At 63.7% G+C, this 18,534-nt stretch carries 20 protein-coding genes and 1 tRNA gene; 7 read left to right on the forward strand and 14 right to left on the reverse strand.

What is annotated here, in order from left to right; all coding sequences use genetic code 11:
- Positions 1–113: 113 nt before the first annotated feature.
- Both QUV35_RS00770 and QUV35_RS00775 read right to left on the reverse strand, forming a co-directional pair.
- Positions 114–190: transfer RNA gene (locus QUV35_RS00770), tRNA-Pro, on the reverse strand.
- Between the two features lie 45 nt (positions 191–235).
- Positions 236–1,165 (reverse strand): polyprenyl synthetase family protein, encoded by a 930-nt coding sequence (locus tag QUV35_RS00775; protein WP_300870315.1) that lies wholly within the window; start codon positions 1,163–1,165, stop codon positions 236–238.
- 267 nt (positions 1,166–1,432) lie between these two features.
- Here QUV35_RS00775 and rplU point away from each other — a divergent pair, with 267 nt between their 5' ends.
- The 4 genes from rplU (at position 1,433) to proB (ending at position 4,415) form a co-directional block, all read left to right on the forward strand.
- A complete protein-coding gene (gene rplU / locus QUV35_RS00780) occupies positions 1,433–1,744 on the forward strand; it encodes a 50S ribosomal protein L21 (RefSeq protein ID WP_300870208.1) in 312 nt (103 codons plus the stop codon).
- Between the two features lie 13 nt (positions 1,745–1,757).
- Complete coding sequence (gene rpmA, locus QUV35_RS00785; RefSeq protein ID WP_300870209.1) at positions 1,758–2,015, forward strand: 50S ribosomal protein L27; 258 nt, start codon at positions 1,758–1,760, stop codon at positions 2,013–2,015.
- A 140-nt stretch (positions 2,016–2,155) separates the two neighbouring features.
- The gene (gene cgtA, locus QUV35_RS00790) at positions 2,156–3,226 is read left to right on the forward strand and encodes an Obg family GTPase CgtA (protein WP_300870210.1); all 1,071 of its coding nucleotides are present in this window, start codon (positions 2,156–2,158) and stop codon (positions 3,224–3,226) included.
- A 25-nt stretch (positions 3,227–3,251) separates the two neighbouring features.
- A complete protein-coding gene (proB, locus tag QUV35_RS00795) occupies positions 3,252–4,415 on the forward strand; it encodes a glutamate 5-kinase (protein ID WP_300870211.1) in 1,164 nt (387 codons plus the stop codon).
- Positions 4,416–4,436: 21 nt separating this feature from the next.
- Here proB and QUV35_RS00800 read toward each other — a convergent pair whose 3' ends face one another.
- Both QUV35_RS00800 and QUV35_RS00805 read right to left on the reverse strand, forming a co-directional pair.
- Positions 4,437–4,967 (reverse strand): CNP1-like family protein, encoded by a 531-nt coding sequence (locus tag QUV35_RS00800; protein ID WP_300870212.1) that lies wholly within the window; start codon positions 4,965–4,967, stop codon positions 4,437–4,439.
- On the reverse strand, positions 4,964–5,605 hold the full coding sequence (locus QUV35_RS00805; protein ID WP_300870213.1) for an RNA pyrophosphohydrolase: 642 nt from the start codon (positions 5,603–5,605) through the stop codon (positions 4,964–4,966). The genes QUV35_RS00800 and QUV35_RS00805 overlap by 4 nt, the downstream gene beginning before the upstream one ends.
- A 198-nt stretch (positions 5,606–5,803) precedes the next feature.
- Here QUV35_RS00805 and QUV35_RS00810 point away from each other — a divergent pair, with 198 nt between their 5' ends.
- A complete protein-coding gene (locus QUV35_RS00810) occupies positions 5,804–7,549 on the forward strand; it encodes a proline--tRNA ligase (RefSeq protein ID WP_300870214.1) in 1,746 nt (581 codons plus the stop codon).
- Positions 7,546–8,175 (forward strand): lytic transglycosylase domain-containing protein, encoded by a 630-nt coding sequence (locus QUV35_RS00815; protein ID WP_300870215.1) that lies wholly within the window; start codon positions 7,546–7,548, stop codon positions 8,173–8,175. Before QUV35_RS00810 ends, QUV35_RS00815 begins: the two co-directional genes overlap by 4 nt.
- A gap of 27 nt (positions 8,176–8,202) precedes the next feature.
- On the opposite strand, the gene QUV35_RS00820 is transcribed toward QUV35_RS00815, so the two are convergent.
- The 5 genes from QUV35_RS00820 to hemA all read right to left on the reverse strand — a co-directional run bounded on the left by QUV35_RS00820 (position 8,203) and on the right by hemA (position 13,094).
- The gene (locus tag QUV35_RS00820; RefSeq protein ID WP_300870216.1) at positions 8,203–9,207 is read right to left on the reverse strand and encodes an AAA family ATPase; all 1,005 of its coding nucleotides are present in this window, start codon (positions 9,205–9,207) and stop codon (positions 8,203–8,205) included.
- Between the two features lie 189 nt (positions 9,208–9,396).
- Entirely contained in the window at positions 9,397–9,720 is a 324-nt protein-coding gene (gene grxD, locus QUV35_RS00825; RefSeq protein WP_300870217.1) for a Grx4 family monothiol glutaredoxin, read from the reverse strand.
- A gap of 53 nt (positions 9,721–9,773) precedes the next feature.
- Positions 9,774–10,607 (reverse strand): peptide chain release factor N(5)-glutamine methyltransferase, encoded by an 834-nt coding sequence (gene prmC, locus QUV35_RS00830; protein WP_300870218.1) that lies wholly within the window; start codon positions 10,605–10,607, stop codon positions 9,774–9,776.
- Between the two features lie 19 nt (positions 10,608–10,626).
- Positions 10,627–11,709 (reverse strand): peptide chain release factor 1, encoded by a 1,083-nt coding sequence (prfA, locus tag QUV35_RS00835; protein WP_300870219.1) that lies wholly within the window; start codon positions 11,707–11,709, stop codon positions 10,627–10,629.
- An 83-nt stretch (positions 11,710–11,792) separates the two neighbouring features.
- Positions 11,793–13,094 carry a glutamyl-tRNA reductase gene (gene hemA / locus QUV35_RS00840; RefSeq protein WP_300870220.1) on the reverse strand — a complete coding sequence of 434 codons (1,302 nt, stop codon included), beginning with the start codon at positions 13,092–13,094 and terminating at the stop codon, positions 11,793–11,795.
- Positions 13,095–13,142: 48 nt separating this feature from the next.
- Here hemA and QUV35_RS00845 point away from each other — a divergent pair, with 48 nt between their 5' ends.
- Positions 13,143–13,409 (forward strand): hypothetical protein, encoded by a 267-nt coding sequence (locus QUV35_RS00845; protein ID WP_300870221.1) that lies wholly within the window; start codon positions 13,143–13,145, stop codon positions 13,407–13,409.
- A 1-nt stretch (position 13,410) separates the two neighbouring features.
- Here QUV35_RS00845 and ugpQ read toward each other — a convergent pair whose 3' ends face one another.
- The 5 genes from ugpQ to ugpB form a co-directional block, all read right to left on the reverse strand.
- On the reverse strand, positions 13,411–14,211 hold the full coding sequence (gene ugpQ / locus QUV35_RS00850) for a glycerophosphodiester phosphodiesterase (RefSeq protein ID WP_300870222.1): 801 nt from the start codon (positions 14,209–14,211) through the stop codon (positions 13,411–13,413).
- Positions 14,208–15,212, reverse strand: coding sequence for a sn-glycerol-3-phosphate ABC transporter ATP-binding protein UgpC (gene ugpC, locus QUV35_RS00855; protein WP_300870223.1), 1,005 nt, complete (start codon positions 15,210–15,212; stop codon positions 14,208–14,210). The genes ugpQ and ugpC overlap by 4 nt, the downstream gene beginning before the upstream one ends.
- 33 nt (positions 15,213–15,245) lie before the next feature.
- On the reverse strand, positions 15,246–16,100 hold the full coding sequence (gene ugpE, locus QUV35_RS00860; protein ID WP_300870224.1) for a sn-glycerol-3-phosphate ABC transporter permease UgpE: 855 nt from the start codon (positions 16,098–16,100) through the stop codon (positions 15,246–15,248).
- A gap of 28 nt (positions 16,101–16,128) precedes the next feature.
- Complete coding sequence (ugpA, locus tag QUV35_RS00865) at positions 16,129–17,010, reverse strand: sn-glycerol-3-phosphate ABC transporter permease UgpA (RefSeq protein WP_300870225.1); 882 nt, start codon at positions 17,008–17,010, stop codon at positions 16,129–16,131.
- Between the two features lie 109 nt (positions 17,011–17,119).
- Positions 17,120–18,436 (reverse strand): sn-glycerol-3-phosphate ABC transporter substrate-binding protein UgpB, encoded by a 1,317-nt coding sequence (gene ugpB, locus QUV35_RS00870; RefSeq protein ID WP_300870227.1) that lies wholly within the window; start codon positions 18,434–18,436, stop codon positions 17,120–17,122.
- Positions 18,437–18,534: the final 98 nt, after the last annotated feature.

Below are 18,534 nucleotides of genomic sequence, written 5' to 3' on the forward strand. Positions count from 1 at the left end.
GAATATGCGGATTCACGCCACTCGGCGTTGTATCAAGGTTGCGTCGTCTTCGTCGGTCGTATCCAGGCACCCGTTCATCGGGCAAAAATCTCACCGGACTTGAGAAGACAGCCTGGTCGGGGTGAGAGGATTCGAACCTCCGGCCTCTACGTCCCGAACGTAGCGCTCTACCTGGCTAAGCTACACCCCGACTGACCCGCTGGGCCCAAAAAACGGCGCACCAGCGCCCGGAAAGTCAGGTGCGGCGCCCCAACAAATCCGCCGCCAATTGTAGCAAAGCAGCGCTGTAGTCATTGTCGGGGAGCTGCCTGGCTGCGTCGATTGCACGCTGTGCTTCAGCGTCCGCGCTTGCCCTCGCCTCTTTCAGCGCACCGGTGTCGAGAATGATTGTCCGGATGTCTTCAAGGTGTGCGACATCACCTTGTTCGATGGCCTGCTTGATCAGGTGCCTTTGCGCTTCAGAGCCCTTTCGCAAAGCGCAAATGATGGGCAGTGTCACTTTTCCCTCCCGAAGGTCATCGCCCAGATTTTTCCCCAGTTCCTCGGGGCTGCCTTCGTAGTCCAGCACATCGTCGATCACCTGAAAGGCAGTGCCGAGCGCCTGTCCGTAGCTGGCACAAAGCGCCTCGGTCGGTCCGTCTGCGAGGGCGAGGATGGCTGCAAGTCGGGCACTGGCTTCGAACAGCTTGGCGGTCTTGGATCGAATCACCCGAAGGTAGGCCGCCTCGTCAATGGAGGCGTCGTACATGTTCATGAGTTGCTGCACCTCACCCTCGGCGATCACGTTGGTGGCATCCGACAGCACCTGCATGACGCGCATGTCGCTGACATCGACCATCATCTGGAACGCTCTCGAATAAAGGAAATCGCCCACAAGAACGCTCGCAGCATTGCCGAAGCGCTCATTGGCCGTTTCACGCCCGCGACGAAGCGTGGACTCGTCCACCACATCATCATGAAGCAGGGTGGCGGTGTGGATGAACTCAACGACAGCCGCCAGAGTGTGCCGGTGAGGGCTTTGACTGCCGATTGATCCGCTCAACATCAGCAGCAGGGCAGGGCGCAATCGTTTCCCGCCGGCCGAGATGATGTACTGGGCAATTTCCCTGACCAGCGGCACCTCCGTGGTCAGCCGCTCATGGATCACCTGGTCAACGCGGAGCATGTCCGGTTGGATCAATGCGAGGGGGTTGCCAGGTTTGGAGAATGGGATCGTCAAGGTTCGGGCCGGGAGAGGGGTGGTGGTGGATGCCTGGCTCAAGGCATTATAGAAACCACGCAACTGCCTTCGATGAGCTGCGGGGCGCCCGGATCATGGAGGCCCACCGGCAGGCGTTCTCTTGTGATCCGGCGCTTCGCATGCTAGACTCGCCGGCTCAGTGAAATTGGATTCACTGGGTTTCCATTCGTGGAATTTTTACAAGAGGTTCATATGTACGCGGTCATAAAAACCGGTGGCAAACAGTATCGTGTTGCTGCTGGTGAAAAAATTAAAGTAGAACAGATTGCTGCGGATGTGGGCCAAGAGATCGTGTTTGACCAGGTTTTGGCTGTCGGCAACGGCACCGAGATCAAGGTTGGCACTCCCTTGGTTACCGGCGCAACGGTCACGGTCACGGTGTTGGCCCATGGCAGGCATGACAAAGTGCACATCTTCAAGATGCGCCGTCGCAAGCACTACCAGAAGCGCCAGGGTCACCGTCAAAATTTCACCGAACTGCAGATCTCCTCGATCGCAGGCTGAGGAGTAAGTCAACATGGCACAGAAAAAAGGCGGCGGCTCAACGCGAAACGGTCGCGATTCCAAGCCCAAGATGCTTGGCGTGAAGGCTTTCGGCGGCGAACTGGTCAGCGCAGGCTCGATCATCGTGCGCCAACGTGGCACCAAGTTCCACCCCGGCATCAACGTTGGCCTGGGCAAGGACCACACCATTTTTGCAACGGTGGATGGCCACGTGTCGTTCGCTGTGAAGGGCGAACTCAACCGCCAGACCGTCAGTATCACCCCCGTTTGACGGGGGTCTGCACAGGCCTTGCCGGGCGAGATGGTCCAGGCGAAGTCTGTTCAGTGCAGACGCGTTCTACGCAGAAGGCCCGCCCAAGCGGGCTTTTTGTTTTGGATTTCTTGTGGGGATGCGTCCCTGGAAAGCATGTCATGAAATTTGTGGATGAAGCCACCATCGATGTCGCTGCGGGCGATGGCGGCAACGGCTGCGCATCTTTCCGGCATGAGAAGTACAAGGAGTTCGGCGGGCCGGATGGTGGCGATGGCGGGCGAGGCGGGCATGTTTACGCCGTTGCGGATGCGAGCCTGAACACCCTGGTGGACTTCCGTTTCACGCGCCGCTTTGAAGCCGAGCGCGGCGAACATGGCAAGGGATCGGACATGTTCGGTGTGAAGGGTGGTGACATCGTGCTGAAAATGCCGGTGGGCACGATCATCGCGGACGCTGAAACGGGTGAGGTGCTGCACGAGTTGTTGCAGCCTGGTGAACAGGTGACCATCGCCAAAGGCGGCGACGGTGGCTTCGGCAACATGCATTACAAAAGCTCGACGAACCGAGCGCCGCGGCAGAAAACGCCGGGCTGGGCTGGCGAAAAGCGTACCTTGAAGCTGGAGCTCAAGGTGCTGGCCGATGTGGGCCTGCTCGGGATGCCGAATGCCGGCAAGTCAACCCTGATTTCAGCCATATCGAACGCGCGCCCCAAGATCGCCGACTACCCTTTCACGACGCTTCATCCCAACCTGGGCGTCGTGAGGGTCGCTCCGGAAAAAAGCTTCGTTGTCGCCGACGTGCCCGGGTTGATTGAAGGCGCGTCCGAAGGTGCAGGACTCGGTCACCAGTTCTTGCGCCATCTGCAGCGCACCCGGCTGCTGCTCCACATGGTGGATGCAGCGCCGTTCGATGAGGCAGTCGATCCTGTGGTTCAAGCGAAGGCCATCATCGCCGAGCTCAAGAAGTACGACCTGGCACTTTTTGAAAAGCCGAGATGGCTGGTGCTCAACAAACTGGACATGGTGCCGCTGGACGAACGCGAGGCCAGGGTCAAGGACATCGTGAAACGCTTGAAATACAAAGGGCCGGTGTTCGAAATATCAGCCCTCACGCGAGAGGGTTGCGAGTTTCTGGTGCAGAAGATCTACGAACACATCGCCAAGGTTCACCAGGCCACGTTGGCACCGGTGGATATCGATCCACGCTTCGACACGCCCTTGCCCAATTGACAGCCCACTTCAAATGCTGCCGCCAATGCTCCTCGCAGACAACAATGGTTCGACGCCGCTGAACGCCAGCGGCCTTGTGAAGGAGGCACGCCGCATCGTGGTCAAGGTCGGCTCCTCGCTGGTGACCAACGAGGGCCGAGGGCTTGATGAGGAGGCCATCGGCCAGTGGAGCCAGCAGTTGGCTGCGTTGGTGCAGGAAGGTCGCGAACTCATCATGGTCAGCAGCGGAGCTGTGGCTGAGGGCATGAAACGCCTGGGCTGGACAGTCCGACCCAAAGAAATCAACGAGCTGCAGGCCGCCGCTGCCGTCGGGCAAATGGGTCTGGTGCAGATGTACGAATCCAAGTTGCGCGAATGCGGCGTGGGCAGTGCGCAGGTGCTGCTCACACACGCCGATCTGGCCGACCGGGAACGGTATCTCAACGCACGTTCAACCTTGCTGACCTTGTTGCAGCTGGGCGTGGTACCCGTGATCAACGAAAACGATACCGTCGTCAATGACGAGATCAAGTTTGGCGACAACGACACCTTGGGTGCTCTGGTGGCCAATCTGGTGGAGGCCGACGTGCTTGTGATCCTCACGGATCAGAAGGGTCTGTACACGGCCGATCCCCGGCGCGACCCTGCGGCAAAGTTTGTTCACCAGGCGCGTGCCGGCGACCCACGACTGGAGTCCATGGCGGGCGGCGCCGGCAGCGGCATCGGCAAGGGCGGCATGATCACCAAGATCCTCGCAGCCAAGCGGGCCGCCGGGTCTGGAGCCTCGACGGTGATCGCCTGGGGACGCGAACCGAAGGTGTTGCTTCGTCTGTGCGAGGGTGAAGCGATCGGCACCTGTCTGATCGCCCACACGCCGAAGCACCAGGCCCGCAAACGCTGGATGTCGGATCATTTGCAGTTGCGCGGATCCGTGGTCGTGGACGACGGCGCCGTGGGCAAGATCGTGGGTGAGGGCAAGAGCCTGCTGCCGATCGGGATGACCGGCGTGGACGGTGACTTCTCAAGGGGAGACGTGATTGCGGTGCGCGACGGCCGAGGAGTCGAGGTGGCCCGGGGTCTGGCGAACTATGCAAGCTCGGAAGCCCGTCTGCTGTGCCGCAAGTCGTCCACCGATTTCGAGCGCTTGCTCGGCTATGCGGCCGAGCCCGAAATGATCCACCGCGACAACCTCGTGCTGGCGCGAAGCTGAAGGCACCAGAGCGAGGGTCGGTCAGCGGTCGTGGGCTCGATCGGTCTTCAAGGTCGCGAGGATTTTCTGGGGGCTGCCCGTGATCGTGCGACCCTCACACACACCCTGGCGGGCCAGCATCATGGCTGGACGCGTTGGACCGCTGAAGGACAAGCTCTGCCACGCAGCATTGTTGCTGATGATCCATGAGCGTTTGTCGTTCAGGTGGGCATAGGTCTTGGTTTCGCCGGACGCGCAGCGGATACCCTGAAAAAACACATTCATGGCCCCGCTGGAACTGCGTGCGACCATCACATAGCGAACCACACCGTCCTCGCCCACCTTCAAGCTGCCCGGATCAATGCCGTACCGCAGGGTGGACTGGTTCGTCACATCGAACGACTGCAGCGTATCGGTACTGAACGCATCTGGTGGAGCGATGGCGGATTCGGTCCAGGTTTTGTCTTCATAGGATGTTGGCTGGGCATGGACCAGGGCAGGAATCGCACAAACGATGGCAGCCGAGCAGACCACCCTCAGGCACGTTGTGCCGAAATCAAAAACAAGGTTCATTTGAAGGGGAGGTTCGCGAAGCGCCCGTCGTTTTGCGGATCAGGGTCGAAGCTGGCGCCAGGTGGCAATTCCAGCCCCATGGGAGCGCACAGCGGGTGGGCCGGCTCGTCACCCTCATCCTGGCGGAGTCGGGAGCCTCCACGCAAAAAACGGTTGCGATGGTCGGTTCTGGGCAGGTAGCGCGACAGCTCGGTGAGGGCCATCTCGTAGACACCACGCTTGAATTCGACCACCACGTCCAAGGGCACCCAATAGTCGTGCCAACGCCATGCGTCGAACTCCGGATGGCTTGTGGCGCGCAGGTTCAGATTCCAGTCTTGTGCCACCAGGCGCAACAGATACCAGATCTGTTTCTGGCCTTTGTAGTGTCCGCGGGCGTCCCGACGGATGAAGCGGTCCGGCACCTCATAGCGCAACCAGTCGCGTGTGCGGGCGACGATGTTCACGTGCTCGGGCATCAGGCCCACTTCTTCGTGCAACTCGCGGTACATCGCCTGCTCGGGTGTCTCGCCTCTGTCGATGCCACCTTGCGGAAACTGCCAGGAGTGTGAGCGTATGCGTTTGCCCCAGAACACCTGGTTTCGCTGGTTGAGCAGAATGATGCCGACATTGGGCCTGAAGCCTTCTCTGTCAAGCATAATCAACCCCAAATTTTTAAACTGTCTTCATTATGCATCGCGCCATGCGAGTTGCGAAGTGATCACACACCTGTTGCAGCGTTGAGCGCTGCGGGACGTCCCAGAATCTGGCTCACCCGGGTCGGTTTGTCTCGCATATCGGCTCGCAACCCCTCCCTTCTTGAACCCAACCAGCTGCCTGCGGGCGGCGCTGAGCCCATGAAAGCCTCCCAGTTCTTCATCTCCACGCAAAAGGAAGCACCGGCCGATGCCGAAGTGGTGAGCCACCAGCTCATGACGCGTGCCGGCATGATCAAGAAGCTTGGCGCCGGGATCTACAGCTACATGCCCATGGGCCTGCGCGTGATTCACAAGGTGGAGGCCATCGTTCGTGAGGAGATGAACCGCGCTGGAGCGGTGGAGCTGACCATGCCGGTGGTTCAGCCGGCCGAGTTGTGGCAGGAAACCGGCCGCTTCGAAAAGATGGGTCCCGAGCTGTTGCGCATCAAGGACCGGCACGACCGCGACTTCGTGGTCCAGCCCACCAGCGAGGAGGTCGTGACCGACATTGCTCGCCAGGAGTTGCGCAGCTACAAACAGCTGCCGAAGAATTTCTACCAGATCCAGACCAAGTTCCGCGATGAGCGCCGTCCCCGTTTCGGCCTGATGCGCGGGCGCGAGTTCATCATGAAGGATGCTTACAGCTTTGATCGAAGTGGTGCCGCAGCCCAGATCAGTTACCAGACCATGGCCGCTGCCTACCGTCGGATTTTCGATCGCTTCGGTCTTCGCTACCGGGCGGTCGCGGCCGACAGCGGTGCCATCGGCGGCGACCTGAGTGAGGAGTTCCAGGTGATTGCCGCCACGGGCGAAGACGCCATCGTTTATTGCCCGAACAGCGACTACGCAGCGAACATGGAGAAGGCCGAGGCCATGGCACCTGCCGCGGCTCGTCCGGCGGCAAGCAACGCCATGGTCAGAACGCCGACGCCGGGCAAGAGCACCTGCGCCGACGTGGCCGCCCTGCTGGGTGTGCCTCTGGCCACCACGGTGAAGTCGCTGGTGCTGGCCACCGACACGCTTGACGCCGAGGGTGCCATGGCGAAAAGTCAGCTCTGGCTGTTGTTGCTGCGAGGCGATCACGACATGAACGAGGTCAAGGTGAACAAGGTGCCGGGCCTGGACGCCGGGTTCCGGTTTGCCAGCGTGCCCGAAATCGAGGAGCACTTCGGTTGCCGGCCGGGCTACCTGGGCCCGATCGGCTTGCTCAAGCCCGTGAAGCTGGTGGTGGATCGCGAAGTGGCGGTGATGGGCGACTGGATCTGCGGTGCCAACGAGGCGGACTTCCACATGACCGGGGTGAACTGGGGCCGCGACCTGCCGGAGCCCGATGCCGTGGCCGATCTGCGCAATGTGGTGGAGGGCGATGCGTCCCCCGATGGCCAGGGCGTGCTGGCCATCGAGCGAGGCATCGAGGTGGGCCACGTGTTCTACCTGGGCACCAAGTACAGCCGTGCGATGAATGCCACTTTTCTGGGTGAAGACGGCAAGCCTGCCCACTTCGAAATGGGCTGCTACGGCATCGGCATCACCCGGCTGCCTGCGGCGGCCATCGAACAAAACCACGACGAGCGCGGGATCATCTGGCCCGACGCACTGGCGCCATTCACGGTGGTGGTCTGTCCCATCGGCATGGACCGAAGCCCCGAGGTGAAACTGGCCGCCGAGCAGCTGCACGCAGACCTCGTGGCTGCGGGAATCGATGTGATCCTCGATGACCGTGGCGAGCGCCCGGGCGCCATGTTCGCCGACTGGGAGTTGATCGGGGTGCCACACCGCGTGACCATCGGTGACCGGGGTCTGAAGTCCGGTCAGGTGGAGTACCAGCACCGACGCGATGCTGCGGCCACCCAGGTGGCCCTGGCCGATGTGCTTGCCTTGCTGAAGGGCAAGCTCGGCGCATGAAGACGCTGGCCTGGACGCGCCGGGATTGCCTGTTGGGGGCGGCGTCGCTGGGCCTGTGCTCGGTGTCTCCATGGGCACGGGCCGGCGGCCAGCTCGAGGAGCCGCTGGCCGATTCGGTGCGGGGTGCCTTGAGCGCCGCCATCGCCAACAGCGCACCTCCCGTGCCTGAATTTGCCGACACGGAAAAGCGCCTGGCCTACCTGCGCTGGCTTGGCGCCAGCAGTGGCCGGTTGCAGAGGCGAAAGACCGAGCCCCAGACCCGCATCGAATTCCTGCAAACCGTCTGGTACGAGTCGCGCCGCGCAGGTCTCGACACCACTTTGGTGCTGGGTTTGATCCAGGTGGAGAGCGCATTCCGCAAATACGCCATCTCTCGCGTGGGGGCGCGGGGTTACATGCAGATCATGCCGTTCTGGTCACGCCTGATCGGTGACGGCGATCCCAGCCGACTCTTCAACATGCAGACCAACCTGCGCTTTGGCTGCGTGATCCTGCGCCACTACCTCGACCGCGAACGCGGCGACACCTTCATGGCGCTGGGGCGGTACAACGGCAGTCGCGGTCGGGCCGAGTATCCGAATGCGGTGTACGCAGCGGCGAAAAACTGGGCCCACCCCGACGCCTGAATGCGCTCCCGGTCCGACTGTGACCGCCTATTGCAGAAATCCGATGCGTGTCTTGCCCGCGCCAGCCTTGGGCAGGTCGTCCGGTTCCACGCGGTAGCGGTTGTCCAGCCGCGCGTTGCCAAAGGCCATGACCAGGGCCCGGCGCATTTCGCGCGGTGCCATCGCCGCCAGCTGGTCCAGCACGTCGTCGGAAGGCTCAGGGTCGAAGCGTTGCCCCCAGTCGTGCTCACCCAGGATGCCGCGGTAGAGGTGGGCTGCGATCTTGCGCGCGGCTTGGGGCGTGGGTGGCGCAATCTCGAACACGTTCATTCGGTTGAGGATCGGTTCCGGGATGTGGCGCTCGTCGTTGGCGGTGGTGACCCAGATCACCTGGCTGGCATCGATCGGCACTTCGGCGAACTCGTCCACGAAGTTCTGGGCCGTGTCGTGCTCAAGCAGGCTGTAGAGCGCGCCGAGCGGGTCGTACTGGGCGTCGGCGCTGGCCTTGTCGATCTCGTCCACCACGATCACCGGGTTGGCGTACTGGCCATCGACCAGCGCCTCGAACACCTTGCCGGGCTTGGCGCCCTTCCACTGCGACGATGAGCCCGACAGCAGCCAGCCTGCCGTCATGGAACTCATGGGCACCAGACTCATGCTGGTGCCCAGCAACTCGGCCAGCTGTCTGGCAAAGTGGGTCTTGCCCACACCGGGCGGGCCGAGCAGCAGGATGGGCGTGACCTCCAGGCTGTCGCGGCTGTCCTGGCTCAGGGCCACGTGGCGTTTCACGTCGTCCAGCACGTCCCCGAAATTGGGCAGCAGGTCATAGAGCGGAGCCATGTCGGGCACGCCGGAGGGTTTGACCGCGAAGCGCTGTGGACCGCGTTCCAGCATGCGTTGCCAGGTGTTTCGCAAGCCCTCGTATTCGCGCTCGTTGCCGCTGGCCTGCAGCTTGGCCAGCTTGCGCTCGACCTCGTCGGCGCTGAACACGCTGCGCATCTGGGCGATGGGCAGTCCGAGGGTGGGTGAAGCGACCAGGCTGCGTGAGCTCATGCGGTTCTCCTTGAAGGTTCGGTGGCGAATTCATTCAAGCACAACTTGTGCCCGGCATGAAGACCGAAAAGCCCCGCGAAAACACCGTTGACCGCCGTTTCGCCTTGGTTGCGTGCGAAACCGCGCGGATTTCAAGCGCCAGAAACGACAAAGCCACCCGAAGGTGGCTGCCTGCCGGGTCGACGGGACTCAGGCCTGGCCGGTGATGACCTGCTGCAGCTCACCCGACTGGTACATCTCCATCATGATGTCGGAGCCGCCGACGAACTCACCCTTGACGTAGAGCTGGGGAATCGTGGGCCAGTTGCTGTATTCCTTGATGCCATGGCGCACTTCCTCGTCTTCCAGCACGTTCACGGTCTTGAGGGTCTTGGTCTCGACGCCGCAGGCCTTGAGGATCTGGATCGCGCGGCCGGAGAAGCCGCACATGGGAAAGCTCGCGTTCCCCTTCATGAACAGCACGATGTCGTTGGATTTGACCAGTTGGTCGATTCGGGTTTGGGCGTCGCTCATGGCTGAAAGGTCCTTCTGCGAATGGGTCTGACGTGACCCGGGAACGGCCTGCATTATCGCTGTTGTGGCCATTGGCCGCCGCTGCACCTTTCGATGGCCGCAAGGTCCGTGCGGCTGCTCACCGGCGCGAAGCCGGTGCTCTCAAGCAGCTCCCTGACCGCTGCAGCCTGGTCAAACCCGTGCTCGATCAGCAACCAGCCACCAGGCAGCAAGGCCTGCGGTGCGCCGGCCACGATCCTGCGGATGTCGTCCAGACCGTCGGCACCGGCTGTCAGTGCGGTCAAGGGCTCGTGTGTCAGGGCGGCGAGGTGCGGATCGCCCTCGGCGACATAGGGCGGGTTGCTGACGATCAGATGGAAGCGCTGCCCGGGCACGGCGTCCAGCCACGATCCGGCGTGAAACCGCACGGGCAGTCCCAGACGCCAGGCATTGCCGCGGGCGACCGACAAGGCGTCTTCGCTGGCGTCGGTGGCACTCACCGTTGCCTGCGGCCGCTGCGAGGCGATGGCCAGCGCGATCGCGCCGCTGCCGGTGCCCAGGTCCAGCACGTGGGCAGCGCCTGACGGTTCGTCCAGCAGGTCCAGCGCCCAGTCCACCAGGGTCTCGGTATCCGGGCGGGGCACCAGCACGCGCGGGTCCACTTGAAGTTGCAAGCCGAAGAATTCCTGATGGCCGCACAGGTAAGCCATGGGTTCGCCACGCTGTCGCCGCTGCACCAGCGTGTCCAGGCGCGCCTGCGCATCGGCTTGCAGCGCATCACTGTCGTGCGCCCTGAGCCAGGCACGGTCGTGGGGACTGCGTTGCAGGGCAAGCAGCAGGAGCATCTGCGCGTCCAGGCGGTCCAGGCCCGCGGCGGTGGCCTGTCCAAGCGCGTCCTTCAGCGTCACGCGGCCGGCCCCGGGGTGTTCATGCGCCGCTCTCCAGCTCGGCCATCAGCTCGGCACCACGCGCCACCTGCAGCGCGTGGATCACCTCGTCCAGATCGCCCTCCATCACCTGCAGCACCTTGTACAGCGTGAGGTTGATGCGGTGGTCGGTCAGGCGGCCTTGCGGGAAGTTGTAGGTGCGGATGCGGTCGCTGCGGTCGCCACTGCCGATCAGACCTTTTCGGGTGGCGGCTTCCTTCGCGGCTCGCTCGCTGCGGTCCTTTTCCTGCAGCCGTGCAGTGAGCACCTGCAGTGCCTTGGCCTTGTTGCTGTGCTGGCTGCGGCCGTCCTGGCATTCGGCGGTGATGCCGGTGGGCAGATGGGTCACGCGCACCGCCGAGTCGGTCTTGTTGATGTGCTGGCCCCCGGCGCCGCTGGCGCGGTAGGTGTCGATGCGCAGCTCGCTCGGGTTGAGCTTCACCGCTTCGGTCTCGTCGGGCTCGGGCATCACGGCCACGGTGGCTGCACTGGTGTGGATGCGGCCCTGCGTTTCGGTCGCCGGCACGCGCTGCACGCGGTGTCCGCCCGACTCGAAGCGAAGCCGGCCATAGGCACCAGGGCCGGCGATGCGCAGCACCACCTCCTTGTAGCCGCCGAGCTCGCCGGGCGACTCGCTCACCGACTCGACCTGCCAGCCCTGGCGCTCGGCGTACCGGGTGTAGAGGCGGGCCAGATCGCCGGCGAACAGCGCCGATTCGTCGCCACCCGTGCCGGCACGGATCTCCACGAAGGCATTGCGCTCGTCATCGGGGTCCCTGGGCAGCAACAACTGTTGAAGCTCCGTGTCGAGCCGGGCCAGGTCTGCCTGCGCGGTGTCGATCTCTTCCTGCGCCATCTCGGCCATGTCGGCGTCGCCGAGCATCTCGCTGGCCGAGGCCAGATCGGCCTCGCGTTGCAGGAAACGGTTGAACACCTCCACCACGACAGACGCCTCGGCGTGTTCGCGACTGAGCGTCTTGAAGCGCTCCATGTTGTCCACCACGTCCGGCGCAGAGAGCAGGGCGTCGAGCTCGTGCAGGCGGGCGCGCTGGCGCAGCAAGGAGTCGCGGACGAAGGGTTTCATGGGTGGAAGGGGGTTGGTGTCGGCGGGTCGGCCACGCGGCGGCATCGCACCGCAGATGGCAGCGCCGGCCCAAGCCGCTAGGCTTACGGGTCGCGCGGCGAATCCGGCGATTTCGCCGAGGATTCGCGCAGGAAAAGGCGGGAGACGGTCTGGGCGGTGGCGGCCCGTGCGGCCTGGTCGCCGCTGTGCAGTTCGGCCAGTGTGCCGTGCAGCATCTTCTGGGTCAGGCCTCTGGACAGGGCTTCCAGCACGGCTTCCACCGGTTCACCCTTGGCCAGCATGCGGCGGGCACGGTGCATTTCTGCCGCGCGCCAGGCGTCTGCCTGGGCATTGATCTGCTGGATCAGGGGCACCACACCGTTGGCGGGGTTGCGCTGATCCATCCAGTTCATGAAACTGGCCACGCCCGCGTCGATGATCACTTCGGCCTGAGCCACAGCGGCCTGGCGGTTCTCTTTTCCGGTCTGCACCACCGTGGCCAGGTCGTCCACCGTGTACAGGTACACGTCGGTCAGCGCCTTCACTTCGAACTCGATGTCGCGCGGCACGGCCAGGTCGACCATGAACATGGGGCGGTAGCGGCGCTTCTTGAGTGCCCGCTCGACCGCACCCAGACCGATGATGGGCAGCGTGCTGGCGGTGCAGCTGATGACGGCGTCGAATTCGTGCAGGCGGTCAGGCACGTCCGCAAGACGGATCACCTGGGCGCCGAAGCGGTTGGCCAGCTTTTCGCCGCGCTCCAGCGTGCGGTTGGCAATGGCCATGCTTTTGGGGGTTTTCGCAGCGAAGTGGGTGGCGGCGAGTTCGATCATCTCGCCGGCACCGACGAACAACACCCGGATGTCCTTCAGGTCCTCAAACAGCTGGGACGCCAGGCGCACCGCCGCGGCGGTCATGCTGATTGAGTGGGCGCCGATCTCGGTGGAGCTGCGCACTTCCTTGGCCACGGCAAACGAGCGCTGGAACAGCTGGTGCAAAGTGCTGCCCAGTGCGCCGGCGTCGTTGGCCGCACGCACCGCGTCTTTCATCTGCCCCAGGATCTGCGCTTCGCCCAGCACCATGCTGTCGAGGCCGCTGGCCACGCGAAACGCATGGCGGGCCGCCTGGTCGTCGCGCAGCACGTAGGCGTGGTCGCGCAGCACGTTCGTGCTGACGCCGCCGGTCAGCGCCAGCCAGTCCAGCGTCGGGTCCACCGCGGACGCATCGCCCGCGCCATAGAGCTCGGTGCGGTTGCAGGTGGACAGCAAGGTGGCTTCGGGCTGGCGCACCAGACTCTGGCGGTAGCCGTGCAGGGTGGGCTGGATCTGATCAAGCGCAAACGCAAAACGGCCCCGCAGATCGAGCGGAGCCGTGTGATGGTTGATGCCGAGGGTCCAGACAGACATGCGCGGATTATAAAATTGATCGCTTATGCATGTCACTGTCAACTTCCGATGACACTTGTGTCCGTACTCTCCCACCTTGCGGGGTTTCTGGCGCCCGCGCTTGGCGTGGGTGCGCTGTTGTGGGCAGCACTGCGCCTGCGCCGCAAACAGAGGCCGGGGTATGGCACCGCCCTGCAGCTGTCGATGCTGTGGATCGCCGGCATCGTGGTGTTGCTGGTGGGACTGGTTTACTTTGGCCGCGACGGCAAGATCGCCACCTACGGAGCCTTGGTGCTGGCCCAGGGCACGGTGGCCTGGTGGTTGCGCGGGCGCTGATTCAGGGTCCGGGCGCGAACAGGTCCACCCGGTCGGTGATGATGCCGTCCAGCCCGAGGTGCAGCAGGCGCTGGACAGCCCAGTCGTCGTTGACCGTGTAGGCCAGTGTGCGAAGGCCGTTGGCCCGCGCGGTGGCCACCAGGCCTGCATCCCACAGCGCGTGGTTGCAGACCACGGCAGCGCACTCCAGCGAGCGCGCCATTTCCATCCAGCCGTTCCACAGGGTGTCGAGCAGCAGGCCGCGTGGCAGTTCGGGCGCGGTGGCCATGGCCGCCTGCAAGGCTTCCGGCCGGAACGAGGTGAGCAGGGGACGCTGGTTCGGGTGGGAGCGCCAGAGGCGCTGGGCAGCCGCTGCCACGGTCCGTCCGGTCTGGGCTTCCAGGCCAGGGGTGGGCTTGATCTCGATGTTGAGCCAGCAGGCGTTTGCCTGGCAGTAGCGGGACACGCCCTCCAGGGTGGCCAGGGGCTCGCCGGCGAAGCCGCGCGAATGCCATCGACCGGCATCCAGCTGGCTCAAGGCGCTCCAGGCATGGTCTCCGCCCACGCCATGACCGCTGCTGGTGCGATCCAGCGTGTCGTCGTGCAGCAGGAACACCACCCCGTCGGCGCTGAGCTTGGCGTCGCACTCGAACATGCGGTAGCCGTGCGAGGCGCCGACGCGAAAAGCGGCCAGCGTGTTTTCAGGAGCCAGCTTGCCGGCGCCACGGTGGGCGATCCACCGGGGATAGGGCCATGGCAACCCGGGCCCCGTGCGCCCGACCCCGGAAGGCCCCGGCGGTGTGGAGCTTGCAGCGCCGCTCATGCCCGGCGGCCTGTGTCGGCATCGAACCAGTGCAGGCGATCCAGCCTGGGCTGGGCGTGGATGGTGCTGCCCACCACCGGTGCACCCTGGTCTTCGTGGGTGCGGATGATGAGCTTCTCATCACCCAGGCGGGCATGCACCAGGCGCTCGGCGCCGAGCAGTTCCACGGTCTCCACCAGCAACGGCCAGCCTTCAGGGCCGATGTCCAGATGCTCGGGTCGCACGCCCAGGATCTGCCCTGGTCTGCCGCCCGGCGCGGTCTTGAGCAGGTTCATGGGTGGCGAGCCGATGAAGCTGGCAACAAAGGTGGTGGCGGGGCGGGAATAGACCTCTTCGGGTGTGCCGAACTGCTCCATGTTGCCGGCGTTCATCACGATCATGCGTTCGGCCAGGGTCATGGCCTCGACCTGGTCGTGTGTGACGAACAGCGAGGTGATGCCGAGCTCGCGGTGCAGCTTCTGGATCTCCAGCCTCGTCTGGGCGCGCAGCTTGGCGTCGAGGTTGGACAGCGGCTCGTCGAACAGGAACACCTGCGGCTGGCGCACGATGGCGCGGCCCATGGCCACGCGCTGGCGTTGGCCGCCGGAGAGCTCGCGCGGCTTGCGTGCCAGCAGGTGACCGAGTTCCAGGATGCCGGCGGCCTTGTCCACGCGTTGCTTGATCTCGTCGATCGGCACCTTCTTGATCTTCAGACCGTAGGCCATGTTGTCGAACACGGTCATGTGGGGGTAGAGCGCGTAGTTCTGGAAGACCATCGCGATGTCGCGCTCGGCCGGCTCCAGCGTGTTGACGACCCGCGGGCCGATGGCGATTTCGCCGCCACTGATGTCCTCGAGACCGGCCACCATGCGCAGCAGGGTGGACTTGCCGCAACCCGAAGGACCGACGATCACGATGAACTCGCCATCGGCGATCTCGGCGTTGACGCTGTGGATGACTTGCAGTTCGGTCTTGCCGGTGCGGTAGCGCTTGACGACATTGCGCAAGGAAATGGAGGCCATGGAGTTCTCTGTTGTTGTTCGATGAAACGGGGCTTACTTTTCAGTGTCCACCAGACCTTTGACAAACCAGCGCTGCATGAGCATGACGACCAGCGCCGGGGGCAGCATGGCCAGGATGGCGGTGGCCATCACAACGTTCCACTCGGTGTAGGAATCGCCCGAGATCAGCCGCTTGATGCCCATCACCACCGGGTACATGGATTCGTCGGTCGTCACCAGCAGGGGCCACAGGTACTGGTTCCAGCCGTAGATGAACTGGATCACGAACAGCGCGGCGATCGAGGTGCTGGACAGCGGCAACAGCACGTCCTTGAAGAAGCGCATCGGGCCTGCACCGTCCATGCGCGCTGCCTCCACCAGTTCGTCGGGCACGGTCAGGAAAAACTGCCGGAACAAAAAGGTGGCCGTGGCCGAGGCAATCAGCGGAACGGTGAGGCCGGCGTAGGTGTTGAGCATGCCCAGATTGGCCACCACCTCGTAGGTGGGCCCGATCCGCACCTCGACGGGCAGCATCAGGGTGACGAAGATCATCCAGAACACGAGGTTTCGCAGCGGAAAGCGGAAGTAGACGATGGCGAACGCCGAGAGCAGCGAGATCGCGATCTTGCCGATGGTGATGATCAGCGCACTCACCAGGCTGACCCACATCATCGGCGCTGCCGCGGCGATTCGGCTGCCGGCCTCGGTTTCACCGCCGAACAGGGCCGTGCGGTAGGTCTGCAGCATGTTGGTGCCGGGCACCAGCGACATGGGAAAGGACTGGGCGATCTGCTCGGAGGTCTGGGTGGAGGCCACCAGCGTGAGGTAGAGCGGAAAACCGACGATGAACACGCCGATGATCAGCACGACGTGGGACAGGACCGTGAGGCCGGGGCGTTTTTCGATCATGGGGAGCCTGACAGCAGAGGGGAGGACATCAGTACTGCACTTTCTTTTCGACGAAGCGGAACTGGATCACCGTGAGCGTGATGACCACCACCATGAGCACGACCGACTGCGCAGCCGAGCCGCCCATGTCGAGTGCCTTGAAACCGTCGTAATAGACCTTGTAGACCAGGATGGCGGTGTCCTTGCCCGGACCGCCCTGTGTGGTCGCGTCCACGATGCCGAAGGTGTCGAAGAAGGCGTAGACGATGTTGATCACCAGCAGGAAGAAGGTGGTGGGCGAAAGCAGCGGGAAGACGATGGACCAGAAGCGGCGCCACGGGCCCGCACCGTCGATGGCGGCCGCTTCGATCAACGATTTGGGGATGGACTGCAGACCGGCGAGGAAAAACAGGAAGTTGTACGAAATCTGCTTCCAGACGGCCGCGGCCACGATCAGGGTCATGGCGTGGTCGGCGTCGAGCAGGTGGTTCCATTCGATGCCCACGGCCCGAAGGTAAAAAGCCACCACACCCATGGGCGAGGCGAACATGAACAACCACAGCACGCCGGCCACCACGGGAGCCACCGCGTAGGGCCAGATGAGCAGGGTCTTGTAGACCGCCGAACCCTTGAGCACGCGGTCGGCAAACACCGCCAGCAGCAGCGCGATCGACAGGCCGACGACGGCCACCAGGATGGAGAACACCGCAGTGGTCTTGAACGAGGCCAGGTAGGTGGCGTCGTCCCACAGGCGCTGGAAATTCTCCAGGCCGACGAATTCGGTCGACAGGCCAAAAGGGTCCTGCGTGAGCAGGCTCTGGTAGAGCGCTTGTGCGGCAGGCCAGAAAAAGAACACCAGCACGACCGCCATCTGTGGGGCGATCAAGGCCCAGGGCAGCCAGGCAGACTTGAACCGAACGCGTTTTTCCATGGGGTGTCAGTTCATCAAAAGGGACAGAGTATTCAACGAAAAACCCGCCCCGGCCGGAAGCTTCGGCAACGGGGCGGGCGGGGCACGGGCAGTCGCCCGGGCGGACGGATCAGGACTTGTTGGCTTTCTGGAAGCGCTCCAGTTGCTCGTTGCCGCGCTTCACGGCCGAGTCCAGCGCTTCCTTGGCCGACTTCTTGCCAGCCCAGACCTGCTCCAGCTCCTCGTCGTTGATGGTGCGGATCTGCACGAAGTTGCCCAGGCGAATGCCGCGCGACTTGTCCGTGGTCTTGCGGATCATCTGCGTCACCGACACGTCGGTGCCCGGGTTCTGCTTGTAGAAGCCGCTGTTGTCGGTCAATTTGAACGACTCCAGCGTCACCGGCAGGTAGCCGGTGCGCTGGTGACTCTTGGCGGCTTCGGCCGGCTTGGACAGGTGGGCAAAGAACTGGGCCACGCCCTTGTACTCGTCCGCCTTCTTGCCCGACATCACCCACAGGCTCGCGCCACCGATCACCGTGTTCTGCGGTGCACCGGCCACGTCGGGGTAGTAAGGCAGGGTGCCGATGCCGCTGGCGAACTTGCTGTTGCGCTTGATGTTGCCGTAAAGCGCCGAGGAGCCGGTCGTCATGGCGCACTCGCCGGAAACAAAGGTGGCGTCGGCCGCATTGCCGCGGCCCTTGTAGACAAACAGGCCGGTTTTGGCCATGTTGGCGAGGTTCTCGATGTGACGCACGTGCAGCGGCGTGTTGAAGTTCAGGCGGGCGTTGATGCCGCGCATGCCGTTGCCCAGGGTGGCGAACTCGGTGTTGTGCCAGGCCGAGAAGCTCTCGAGCTGCGTCCAGCTCACCCAGCTGGTGGTGAACGGGCACTTGTGGCCAGCGGCCTTGAGCTTGCCGGCGGCCAGGGCCACTTCAGGCCAGGTCTTGGGCGGGTTCTCGGGGTCCATGCCGGCGGCCTTGAACGCGTCCTTGTTGTAATGGAAGACCGGAGTGGAACTGTTGAACGGGAAGCTCAACATCTGGCCGTTGGGGGCCGTGTAGTAACCCGCCACTGCCGGCACATAGGCGCCCGGATCGAACGCCACGCCGGCGTCCTGCATGACCTTGCCCACCGGCACGATCGCACCCTTGCTGGCCATCATGGTGGCGGTGCCGACCTCGAAGACCTGCAGGATGTGGGGGGCATTGCCCGAGCGGAAGGCCGCGATGGCCGCCGTCATGGATTCGTCGTAGCTGCCCTTGAAGGTCGGCACGATCTTGTATTGCGTCTGGCTGGCGTTGTAGTCCTTGGCCAGGTCATTGACCCACTCCCCGAGCGCGCCGCCCATGGAATGCCACCACTGGATCTCGGTCTGGGCGTGGGCAGGGCCGCTGAGAAGGGAGGCGAGGGCCAACGCGCCGGCGAGGGGAAGAAAGCGTTTCTGCATGGTTGCTCCTGAATATCGGACGATCGGAACGCCGTAGGGTAGGTGTCTTTTGTGACGAAACGATTGCAACGGCGTTTCCCGTGCGTGACAACAGGGGT

This window comes from Hydrogenophaga sp. (assembly GCF_030373225.1).
Lineage (GTDB): Bacteria > Pseudomonadota > Gammaproteobacteria > Burkholderiales > Burkholderiaceae_C > Hydrogenophaga.

Excerpts from the sequence above, each read along its gene's own strand:
- rplU (WP_300870208.1), top strand. The coding sequence starts at position 1,433 with ATGTACGCGGTCATAAAAACCGGTGGCAAACAGTATCGTGTTGCTGCT.
- QUV35_RS00815 (WP_300870215.1), top strand. The coding sequence starts at position 7,546 with ATGAAGACGCTGGCCTGGACGCGCCGGGATTGCCTGTTGGGGGCGGCG.
- rpmA (WP_300870209.1), top strand. The coding sequence starts at position 1,758 with ATGGCACAGAAAAAAGGCGGCGGCTCAACGCGAAACGGTCGCGATTCC.
- grxD (WP_300870217.1), bottom strand. The coding sequence starts at position 9,720 with ATGAGCGACGCCCAAACCCGAATCGACCAACTGGTCAAATCCAACGAC.
- ugpA (WP_300870225.1), bottom strand. The coding sequence starts at position 17,010 with ATGGAAAAACGCGTTCGGTTCAAGTCTGCCTGGCTGCCCTGGGCCTTG.
- QUV35_RS00805 (WP_300870213.1), bottom strand. The coding sequence starts at position 5,605 with ATGCTTGACAGAGAAGGCTTCAGGCCCAATGTCGGCATCATTCTGCTC.
- cgtA (WP_300870210.1), top strand. The coding sequence starts at position 2,156 with ATGAAATTTGTGGATGAAGCCACCATCGATGTCGCTGCGGGCGATGGC.
- ugpC (WP_300870223.1), bottom strand. The coding sequence starts at position 15,212 with ATGGCCTCCATTTCCTTGCGCAATGTCGTCAAGCGCTACCGCACCGGC.
- QUV35_RS00775 (WP_300870315.1), bottom strand. The coding sequence starts at position 1,165 with ATGCTCCGCGTTGACCAGGTGATCCATGAGCGGCTGACCACGGAGGTG.
- QUV35_RS00810 (WP_300870214.1), top strand. The coding sequence starts at position 5,804 with ATGAAAGCCTCCCAGTTCTTCATCTCCACGCAAAAGGAAGCACCGGCC.
- prfA (WP_300870219.1), bottom strand. The coding sequence starts at position 11,709 with ATGAAACCCTTCGTCCGCGACTCCTTGCTGCGCCAGCGCGCCCGCCTG.
- ugpB (WP_300870227.1), bottom strand. The coding sequence starts at position 18,436 with ATGCAGAAACGCTTTCTTCCCCTCGCCGGCGCGTTGGCCCTCGCCTCC.
- ugpQ (WP_300870222.1), bottom strand. The coding sequence starts at position 14,211 with ATGAGCGGCGCTGCAAGCTCCACACCGCCGGGGCCTTCCGGGGTCGGG.
- QUV35_RS00820 (WP_300870216.1), bottom strand. The coding sequence starts at position 9,207 with ATGAGCTCACGCAGCCTGGTCGCTTCACCCACCCTCGGACTGCCCATC.
- hemA (WP_300870220.1), bottom strand. The coding sequence starts at position 13,094 with ATGTCTGTCTGGACCCTCGGCATCAACCATCACACGGCTCCGCTCGAT.
- ugpE (WP_300870224.1), bottom strand. The coding sequence starts at position 16,100 with ATGATCGAAAAACGCCCCGGCCTCACGGTCCTGTCCCACGTCGTGCTG.
- QUV35_RS00800 (WP_300870212.1), bottom strand. The coding sequence starts at position 4,967 with ATGAACCTTGTTTTTGATTTCGGCACAACGTGCCTGAGGGTGGTCTGC.
- proB (WP_300870211.1), top strand. The coding sequence starts at position 3,252 with ATGCTCCTCGCAGACAACAATGGTTCGACGCCGCTGAACGCCAGCGGC.
- QUV35_RS00845 (WP_300870221.1), top strand. The coding sequence starts at position 13,143 with ATGACACTTGTGTCCGTACTCTCCCACCTTGCGGGGTTTCTGGCGCCC.